7 protein-coding genes and 1 pseudogene are annotated in these 9,030 nt (G+C 66.6%); 7 read left to right on the top strand and 1 reads right to left on the bottom strand.

Features of this window, described 5'->3' with window-relative positions:
• The 4 genes from CKJ84_RS12410 to CKJ84_RS01115 form a co-directional block, all read left to right on the top strand.
• Positions 1-196 (top strand): hypothetical protein (locus tag CKJ84_RS12410; RefSeq protein ID WP_233125436.1); only part of this gene is annotated, 196 nt, incomplete at its 5' end.
• A 9-nt stretch (positions 197-205) separates the two neighbouring features.
• Positions 206-511 carry a DUF429 domain-containing protein gene (locus tag CKJ84_RS01125; protein ID WP_158221658.1) on the top strand — a complete coding sequence of 102 codons (306 nt, stop codon included), beginning with the start codon at positions 206-208 and terminating at the stop codon, positions 509-511.
• A gap of 34 nt (positions 512-545) precedes the next feature.
• Complete coding sequence (locus CKJ84_RS01120; protein WP_095545684.1) at positions 546-1,307, top strand: MerR family transcriptional regulator; 762 nt, start codon at positions 546-548, stop codon at positions 1,305-1,307.
• 25 nt (positions 1,308-1,332) lie between these two features.
• Positions 1,333-2,358, top strand: coding sequence for a Dyp-type peroxidase (locus CKJ84_RS01115; protein ID WP_095545683.1), 1,026 nt, complete (start codon positions 1,333-1,335; stop codon positions 2,356-2,358).
• Between the two features lie 24 nt (positions 2,359-2,382).
• Here the strand turns inward: CKJ84_RS01115 and CKJ84_RS01110 are convergent, their stop codons facing one another.
• Positions 2,383-3,852 (bottom strand): DUF4185 domain-containing protein, encoded by a 1,470-nt coding sequence (locus CKJ84_RS01110; RefSeq protein WP_233125435.1) that lies wholly within the window; start codon positions 3,850-3,852, stop codon positions 2,383-2,385.
• A gap of 168 nt (positions 3,853-4,020) precedes the next feature.
• Here CKJ84_RS01110 and fdnG point away from each other — a divergent pair, with 168 nt between their 5' ends.
• From fdnG to nrfD, 3 genes and pseudogenes are all read left to right on the top strand, one after another.
• Positions 4,021-7,290 (top strand): formate dehydrogenase-N subunit alpha, encoded by a 3,270-nt coding sequence (gene fdnG, locus CKJ84_RS01100; protein WP_198949225.1) that lies wholly within the window; start codon positions 4,021-4,023, stop codon positions 7,288-7,290.
• A 45-nt stretch (positions 7,291-7,335) separates the two neighbouring features.
• On the top strand, positions 7,336-8,313 hold the full coding sequence (locus CKJ84_RS01095; protein WP_233125434.1) for a 4Fe-4S dicluster domain-containing protein: 978 nt from the start codon (positions 7,336-7,338) through the stop codon (positions 8,311-8,313).
• Positions 8,314-9,006: pseudogene (gene nrfD / locus CKJ84_RS12405) on the top strand (NrfD/PsrC family molybdoenzyme membrane anchor subunit); the annotation flags it as partial.
• Between the last annotated feature and the right edge of the window lie 24 nt (positions 9,007-9,030).

The following is a 9,030-nucleotide window of genomic DNA, read 5'->3' as shown; positions in this document are numbered from 1 at the left end:
CTTGTCCACCTCGCGCTGCACCTCGGTGGGCGGGGCGGCGCGCGTGAAGGAGGCCTCGGGCGTGCACATGACGGGGGGGGGGGTGGAAGGGGGCGTGCGGGAAGGCGTCGACAAAGCGCCGCACGGCGTCCTCCGGCCTGGTGGTGGCGGACCAGACATCGCCCAGGTGCCGCCCCTGTCCCTGATACACATCTAGATGTGCAGCATGCACAGGGTCGATGCCGCGGCTGCGCTGTCGCAGTGGGGGCTGCGCCACCGCGGGTACAAGGGAGCGGACGCCGCGGGGCGCGGTGCCCGCGAGGAGATCGCGGCGGGACTCACCGAGCGCTTCGAGCTGGATTGGGCTGGGCGGGAGGCGGGTGTCACCGATAATGCGGACTGCCTCGACGCGGTCATTGCCGCGCTCGTCGCGCGAGAGGTGCGTGCCGGACGATGCATAGCACCGCCGTCTGACCAGGCGGAACTCGTCGCGGAAGAGGGCTGGGTCTGGGTGCCGCGCCCGTCCGCTTGACCTTGTCCCTACGGCAACCTGTTCACTGATCACCATGACCGCAACCACCATCGGAGAGGCCGCCGAGATCCTCGGCGTCACGCCGAAAGCTCTGCGCCACTGGGAGGCGCTCGGACTCATACAGCCGGAGCGCACCAGCACCGGCTACCGCCTATACCACGCATCCGACCTCGAGCGGGGCGCCGCGATTGCCCTCTACCAGGGAATCGGGGTCCCACTCGCACAGGTCGCAGCGCTTCTCGACGCCTCCCCGTCCCACCTCGCACGCGCCCTTAGCGCCCACCGCGAGGCCCTGGTGCACCAGCGCGACTCCCTCGAGGCGCAGCTGGACGCGGTCGAGACATTGATCCGCAAACACAAGAAAGGAACGCTCAGCATGTCTGACATGAAGCACTATTTCGGCGAGGAGTTCGCCGCCCACCAGGAGGAGGCGCAGCAGCGCTGGGGCGACACCGCGGAGTGGCAGCAGTCCCAGGACGCGCTGGCCCGCATGGATGCATCGAAGGCGGAACAGCTCAAGCGCGAGCAAGAGGAGCTGGCCGCCGAGCTGGTCGCCGCCCGCGACGCAGGCGTCGAACCTGGCTCGGAGGAGGCAGAACGCATTGTGGCGAAACACCGCGACTCGATCGCGCAGTGGTACGAGGTCACCCCGGCGCGCCAGCTGATCCTCGCCCGCATGTACGTCGGCGACGAGCGCTTCCACAAGCCATTCGACGGAGCCCAGGACTACCTTCTCGAGCTCATCACCACGCACGCCGAGGCCGCGGGCGTGGATCTGGACGCTCCGCAGTGGTAGGCACCCACCGCGTAGGGTAGGGGCCATGAACGAAAAGTACTCAGCAGACGTTTCGCAAACTGTCATCCTTCCCCAGTCCAAGGACGCGATCTTCCTCACCGTCACGCTCAACGAGGGCACCGAGAAGCAGGCGCTCGAGGTCATCACCGGCCTGAAGGGCCTGGTCAACGGCGTTGGGTTCCGCTGGCCCGAGGCACAGCTGAGCGCCGTGGTGGGCATCGGCGCGAACCTGTGGGACCGCCTGTTCACCACCCCGAAGCCGGAGGGCCTGCACCCCTTCCGCGAGCTGCAGGGGGCGAAGCACCACGCGCCGTCCACCCCCGGCGACCTTTTCTTCCACATTCGCGCCGACGAGTACGACGTCGCGTTCGAGCTCGCCCGGCGTATCAACGCGCAGTTGGAGGGCGCGGTGGCCGAGTACGACGAGGTCCACGCGTTCCAGTACCAGGACTTCCGTGACCCGCTCGGTTTTGTCGACGGCACCGAGTCCCCGCGCGGGCAGGCCGGCGTGGAAACCGCGCTGATCAAGGACGGCGACTGGGCCGGCGGTTCCTACATTGTGGCGCAGAAGTACATCCACAACCTCAAGGCGTGGAACGACCTGCCGGTAGAGGAGCAGGAGAAGGTCATCGGTCGCACCAAGCACTCGGACGTGGAGATGGGCGAAGATGTCAAGCCCGCCAACTCCCACGTGGCGCTGAACTCCGTGAAGGACGAAAAGGGCGAGTCGCTAGAGATCGTGCGCAACAACCTGAGCTTCGGCGACGCCATGGGCAACCAGGGCACCTACTTCATGAGCTACGCCAAGGACGTGCGCATCACCGAGCTCATGCTGCGCCGCATGTTCATCGGCGAGCCGGAAGGCAACTACGACCGCATCCTGGACTTCTCCGAGGCGCTCACCGGCGTGAACTTCTTCGCCCCCTCCGCGAAGTTCCTGGAGGAGGCTGCCAGCCACGCCAAGCAGGAGTTCCTCCCGGAGGAGGAGACCCCGGCCGCGCCCCAGCCCGCCACCACGGCCTCTCAGGGCAAGGTCATCTACGGCGAGTAAACCGGGGCGCGTCGCCCGGCGCAGTTAGATGTGCAGGAACTCGCGCAGCTGCGGCGGGAGCGCCCCGCGCCAGTACGGGAAGGACATCGCGGCGAGCGCGGCGATGCCGGCAAGCACGCCGACGATGGTGACGATGCGCTCCGTCTCTTCATCCATGTTGGCGCTCAAGGACGCGCCACCGCCGCCACCATTACCGCGGCCAGTCGGCTCGTCCTTTGCCGGGACTACCTCGCGCAGCGGCGGCAGCTTGCTCGAGTCGATGCCGTAGAACGTGTCCAGCCCGCGCACGTTGAACTGCGTGGACATGTAGCGCTTGTTGGTGCCGGTGTTCCACTGCGAGACGACGACGTCCAAGTTGTCGATGGTGGAGCCCGGAACGATGTAGCCGCCGTAGGGCTGCGACCAGTTGGTGGGGGACTGCTTGTCGCTCCAGCTTCCCGCCTTGGCAATGGTGGAGACCGGCACGTCGTTCCAGTCGCGCTCCAGCGTGTCCGAGATGCGCACCTCGATCGCGTCGGTCGCGTCATTGAACATCACCAGCACCCAGTACCCCTGGATGTAGCGCAGGTTCATCTCACCGGCCTGGACGTTCTTGGACAGGATCGGGGCGGCCTCATCGGTCCAGTTGTCCGTGTCCGGGTCGTAGAGCTCCCACTTCGTGCGATCGTCGATGTCCTCGAGCTTGAAGCGGGACAGGTAGACCGGGTCGGCGCGCTTGAAGGAGGAGGAGACGGCGTAGATGTAGCCGTCGTCGCCCTCCTCCCAGCTGATCAGGTCGCCCATGCCGCCCATGTAACTGTTGCCGGTGTAGCCGATCGACGTCCACTCGCGGCCGCGGGACGTGGACTTCCAGATCTGGGTGTTGCTCACGTTGCCGATGCCGTTGTTCCACATCGCCTGCATGTACAGCGTGCCGTCGATATTGATGATGTCCGACGGGATGAGCGTGAGGTTGCCCTCCTGGTAGTAGCTGATCAGCTTTTCCACCTTGCTACCGCTGTTCATCGGCCGCTGAACAGTAACGAAGCCGTCGCTGTCGGTTTCGGCGATGACGCCGGTGGGGCTCATCCAGGTGCCCTTGCCAAACGCCTTGCCGGTGAAGGAATCGCCGAAGACCATCGCGTACTCGCGGTCATCCAGCGGCGCCATCACGCCGAGGTCGGTCGCGCCCATCCCGATACCCTCCGTCCAGGGGCCGAGGATGTCGCCCTTGACCTGGACAGTTGTGCCGTTTGGCATCGCCACCGGGCGGGAGGCTTTTACGGCCGCCTGGCCGGCAAAGTTCTCGACGTGCAGTTCCGCCGCGGATTCAGGGTCGGAGCTGATCGCATCGCTCGTCTCCTCTGCATTGTCCAGGGTATCCAGGAAGTCAGCCGGGCCTTCAAGCTGAATCTTCTGCGCCTGGGCTGCCTGCGGGGCGGCGACTGAGGAGAGGGCGATGGAACTTGCGACGGCGGCGCACAGCAGTGCGCGGCGGCGGGAAGAGGAGTGCATGCTGTCTCTGTTCAAACTTGGGGGTGAGTAAGGGCACTTATAAGAAGCACAATGAATGTATCAAAGCAGCTGCGATTGCGTAGGGGCATTGTGAAACGGGGGTACCACGTGTCTGTGTATCGGGTGTGAAACTCGTCGAAGGCGCGGAACTTGGCTAGTCTGAAGGGCATGTCTCGTTTCAGCCCCTTGAACTGGCCGGTGGTGCGCCAGGTGCGGGACGGTGACCTTTTCGCTCGTGGAGCGAATACGGAATCGTCGAAAAGCAAAGACCTGAAGGGCCGCATTGAAGATGCGGACCGGGTGGTCAAGAGCGTGTGCCCGTACTGCGCCGTCGGCTGTGGTCAGCGCGTGTACGTCAAGGATGAGAAAGTCATCCAGATCGAGGGCGACCCGGATTCGCCGCACTCCCGCGGGCGTCTCTGCCCCAAGGGTGCTGCCTCCGAGCAGCTGGTGAACGCGCCGGGGCGCCTCACCGAGATTCTCTACCGCGCCCCCGGTGCCACGGAATGGCAGACGCTGGACCGCGACACCGCGCTGGACATGGTCACCGACCGCTTTATGGAGGCGCGCAAGAACGGGTGGCAGGATTTTGACGAGGAAGGGCGGCCGCTGCGCCGCACCATGGGCATCGCCGGGCTCGGCGGCGCGGCCATGGATAACGAGGAAAACTACCTGATCAAAAAGCTCTGGACCGCCTCTGGCGCGGTGCAGATTGAGAACCAGGCCCGCATATGACACTCGTCCACGGTTCCCAGTTTGGGATCCTCGTTTGGACGCGGCGGCGCAACCCAGCCGCTGCAGGACATGGCCAATGCGGACTGCATTGTGATCCAAGGCTCGAACATGGCCGAGGCACACCCGGTCGGGTTCCAGTGGGTCATTGAGGCGAAGGCGCGCGGCGCCAGGATCATTCACGTTGATCCGCGGTTTACGCGGACGTCGGCAATCGCTCACAAGCACGTGCCCATCCGCGGCGGCTCGGACGTCGTGCTGCTCGGCGCGGTGATCAACTACGTGCTGCAGAACGACCTGTTCTTCCGCGACTACGTCACCGCGTTCACGAACGCCTCGACGCTGATCAGCGAGGAATTCCAGGACACCGAGGACCTCGACGGGCTGTTCTCCGGGTACGACCCGGAGACCGGTGCCTACGACAACGCGACGTGGCAGCCGCAGAAGGCGTGGGATGCGAAGGTGTCGTGGGACAATAAGACGGACCCGACGCTGGAGGACCCCAACACGGTCTTCCAGATTCTCAAGCGCCACTACTCGCGCTACACGCCCGAGGTGGTGGAGCAGGCCTGCGGTATCTCGCAGGAGGACTTCTTCTACCTGGCGGACTCCATCGTGGAAAACTCCGGGCGCGAGCGCACCACCTGCTTCGCGTACGCACTCGGCTGGACCCAGCACACCATGGGCGCGCAGTTCATCCGCACCTGCGCGATCCTGCAGCTGCTCATGGGCAACGTGGGCCGCCCCGGATCCGGCATCATGGCGCTGCGCGGGCACGCCTCCATCCAGGGTTCCACGGACGTGCCCACGCTGTTCCACCTACTGCCCGGCTACCTGCCCATGCCGCAGTCCACGGTGCAGACGTGGGACCAGTACCTCGACGCCGTGTCCAAGCGCGACCAGAAGGGCTTCTGGCAGCAAGGCGAGAACTACGCGGTCTCGCTGATGAAGGCCTACTGGGGCGATGCCGCCACCGAGGACAACAACTGGGGCATGGACCTCATGCCGCGCTTGACGGGCGCGCACTCCACCTACCACACCCTGCAGCTCATGGACCAGGGGCTTATCGACGGCTACTTCGTCTTCGGCCAGAACCCCGCCGTTGCGCAGTCGAACGGGCGGATGCAGCGACTGGCCATGTCCAAGCTCAAGTGGATGGTCGTGCGCGACTTCCAGGAGATTGAGACCGCGACGTTTTGGAAGGACTCGCCCGAGATCAAGTCCGGCGAGCTGGTCACCGAGGAGGTCGACACGGAGGTGTTCCTCTTCCCGGCGGCAAACCACGTGGAGAAGGCGGGCACGTTTACCCAGACCCAGCGCCTCCTGCAGTGGCGCTTCAAGGCCAAGGACGCGCCGGGGGATGCGGACAGTGACCTGCAGTTCTTCTACGAGCTGGGGCAACGCATCAAGGAGCGCGTGAAGGACTCGACGGACCCGCGCGACATCCCGCTGCAGCTGATCACGTGGGACTACGAGACGGATGCCGAGGGCGAGATCGATCCCGAGTCCGTGCTGCGCGAGATCAACGGCTACTACATCGACGGCCCGCGCAAGGGCCAGATGGTGGACAAATTCGCAGACCTCAAGGCGGACGGCTCGACGGCGTCCGGCTGCTGGATCTACTGCGGCGTGTTCGCCGGCGACGTGAACCGTTCGGCGAAGAAGCGCCCCGGCCAGGAGCAGGACGAGATGGCCCTGGACTGGGGCTGGGCGTGGCCGATGAACCGCCGCGTGCTGTACAACCGCGCCTCGGCGGACGAGGACGGTAAGCCCTGGTCCGAGCGCAAGCGCCTCGCCTGGTGGAACGAAGACGAGGAGCGGTGGGTCTCCAAGGACATCGTGGACTTCCCCGTGGATCGCGCCCCCGGTTACAAGCCGGAGCGCGACGCCGTGGGGCCCGCCGCTATCGCGGGCAACGACGCCTTCATCATGCAAGACGACGGCCGCGCGTGGCTCTTCGCGCCCACCGGCATGGTGGACGGCCCGATGCCCACGCACTACGAGCCGCAGGAGTCGCCGTTCCCCAACGTGCTCTACGGCCAGCAGCAGTCGCCGTCGCGCATCGTGATGCGCGGGGAGCACAACCTGTCGGCGCCGAACTACGGCGAGCCGGGCACGGACGTCTACCCGTACATGCTCAACACCTACCGGTTGACCGAGATGTACACCTCCGGCGCGATGACGCGCACGCTGCCGTTTTTGGCGGAGCTGCAGCCGGAGCTGTTCTGCGAGGTCTCGCCGGAGCTGGCGGAGCGCGTCGGGCTGAGCAACGGCGAGTGGGCGACGATCATCTCGCCGCGTAACGCCATCGAGGCGCGCGTCCTGGTCACCGACCGCATCAAGACGCTCACCGTCGGCGACCGCGCGTTTGAGCAGATCGGCATGCCGTTCCACTACGGCCGCGGCAACTACGCTGAGGTGGCTGGCGACGGGCCGAACGACCTGCTGGGCATCATGCTGGACCCGAACGTGAACATCCAGGCCTCCAAGGTCTCGGCCGTGGACATCCGCCCCGGCCGCCGGCCCCGCGGTGCCGCGCGCGTCGAGTTGGTGCGCGAGTACCAGCAGCGCGCCGGCCTGGACGAGAACACGGGCACAGTGCTTCACGGCGCCACGTCGCAGGCCGCCGTCCGCCAGGGACAAGGCGACGCCTCGGCAGCCAAGGACGACCCCACGAAGCACAACATGTCGAACCAGGAGGGCTAAGACCAGTTGCAGACGAAAAACCGGATCACAGAATCGCCCTCCAATGTGGGCTACGACGGTGAGCAGCGCAAGGCGTTTTTCACCGACACCTCAATCTGCATCGGCTGCAAGGCCTGCGAGGTGGCCTGCAAGGAGTGGAACCGCAACCCGCAGGACGGCGACTACGCCATGTCGGGCATGTCGTACGACAACACCGGCTCCCTCGGGGCGAACACGTGGCGCCACGTGGCGTTCATTGAGCAGAGCGAAGAGCAGATCCAGCAGGCCCGCGAGGAAGGCAAGAAGCTGGTCACACTCGGGATGCCGGGGATGCCGGGTGCATCGGGGGAGGGTGACAGTGGCGTCGATAAGCATGAGCCCCAGCTGCCGGACACCCCGGACTTCCGCTGGCTGATGTCGTCGGACGTGTGCAAGCACTGCACCAACGCGGGCTGCCTGGATGTGTGCCCGACGGGCGCGCTGTTCCGCACCGAGCACGGCACGGTGGTGGTGCAGGACGACGTGTGCAACGGCTGCGGAACGTGCGTGGCCGGCTGCCCGTTCGGCGTGATCGAGCGGCGCGCCGACGGCGGGGTGCAAAAGCGCAACGAGCGCGCGAAGGTGGGGGAGGACTTCACGGTCGGCGAGGTCGCGCCAATCAAGAACGTCGGCGTGGCGCAGAAGTGCACGATGTGCTTCGACCGCCAGCAGGTCGGCGAGGGCCCGGCGTGCGCGAAGACGTGCCCGACCAACTCCATCCAGTACGGCACCTACACCGAGATGCTCGCCGCCGCGAAGGCGCGCGTGGCCGAGCTGCACGCCCAGGGCATGACCGAGGCACGCCTCTACGGCGCCAACAGCGACGATGGCGTCGGCGGCACCGGTTCGATCTTCCTGCTTCTCGACGCCCCCGAGGTCTACGGCCTGCCGCCGGACCCCGAGGTGCCCACCGCAAACCTGCCCGAGATGGCCAAGCGGGCCGTCGTCGCGGCCGCGGGGCTCGTCGGCGCCGCCGCGGCGGCATTCGTGATCGGAGGAAAGTAGATGGCAGAGTTCGATTCCTTCCGCCCACCGGAGCCGCCGCGCGGACCGAAGCGACGGGGCGGCTCGACCCGCTACGGCGGCAAGAAGCGGCGGCGCGGCGAGGAGCTCATGGTGCCGCGCGCGGACTTTGAGCAGTACGACTCCTACTACGGGCGGCCGATTGTGAAATTCCCGCCGTGGGAATGGCCGATCGGCGTCTACCTATTCCTGGGCGGCATGGCGGGCGGGTCCTCGCTGCTGGCCGTGGGTGCCGGCGCGACCGGCAACAGGGAGCTGCAGCGCAACACGCGCCTGACCGCGGCGGTTGCCGCGGCGGTGGGGTCCGGCTGCCTGGTCATCGACCTCGGGCGCCCCGAGCGCCTGCTCAACATGTTCCGCGTGTTCAAGCTGTCCTCGCCGATGTCGGTGGGGTCCTGGATCCTCGGGGCCTTTTCCGGCGGCGCGATGGTCGCCGCGGCGGCGGAGGCGGACGCGCTCACCGGCGAGCGGGCCCCGCTACCTGGGCCGACACGGAAGCTTCTGCACGCGCTGGCCACCCCAGCCGGCGTTGCCTCCGGGCTGATGGGCGCGCCGCTGGCTGTCTACACCGCGGTGCTGTTTGGCAATACGTCCGTGCCCATGTGGCAGGACGCGCACAAGGAGCTGCCCAACCTGTTCGTCTCCTCGGCGGCGTGCGCGTCCGCGGGTGCTGCGTTGGTGACGACTTCCACCGCGAAC

Origin of the sequence: Corynebacterium sp. NML 120412 (assembly GCF_002285155.1) — a bacterium.
Lineage (GTDB): Bacteria > Actinomycetota > Actinomycetes > Mycobacteriales > Mycobacteriaceae > Corynebacterium > Corynebacterium gottingense.
The sequence above is the reverse complement of the archived record's forward strand: the minus strand, read 5'-3'. Positions and strand labels throughout refer to the sequence as shown.

Coding starts and splice junctions, on each gene's coding strand:
- CKJ84_RS01125 (WP_158221658.1), top strand. CDS start 206: ATGCACAGGGTCGATGCCGCGGCTGCGCTGTCGCAGTGGGGGCTGCGC.
- CKJ84_RS01120 (WP_095545684.1), top strand. CDS start 546: ATGACCGCAACCACCATCGGAGAGGCCGCCGAGATCCTCGGCGTCACG.
- CKJ84_RS01115 (WP_095545683.1), top strand. CDS start 1,333: ATGAACGAAAAGTACTCAGCAGACGTTTCGCAAACTGTCATCCTTCCC.
- CKJ84_RS01110 (WP_233125435.1), bottom strand. CDS start 3,852: ATGCACTCCTCTTCCCGCCGCCGCGCACTGCTGTGCGCCGCCGTCGCA.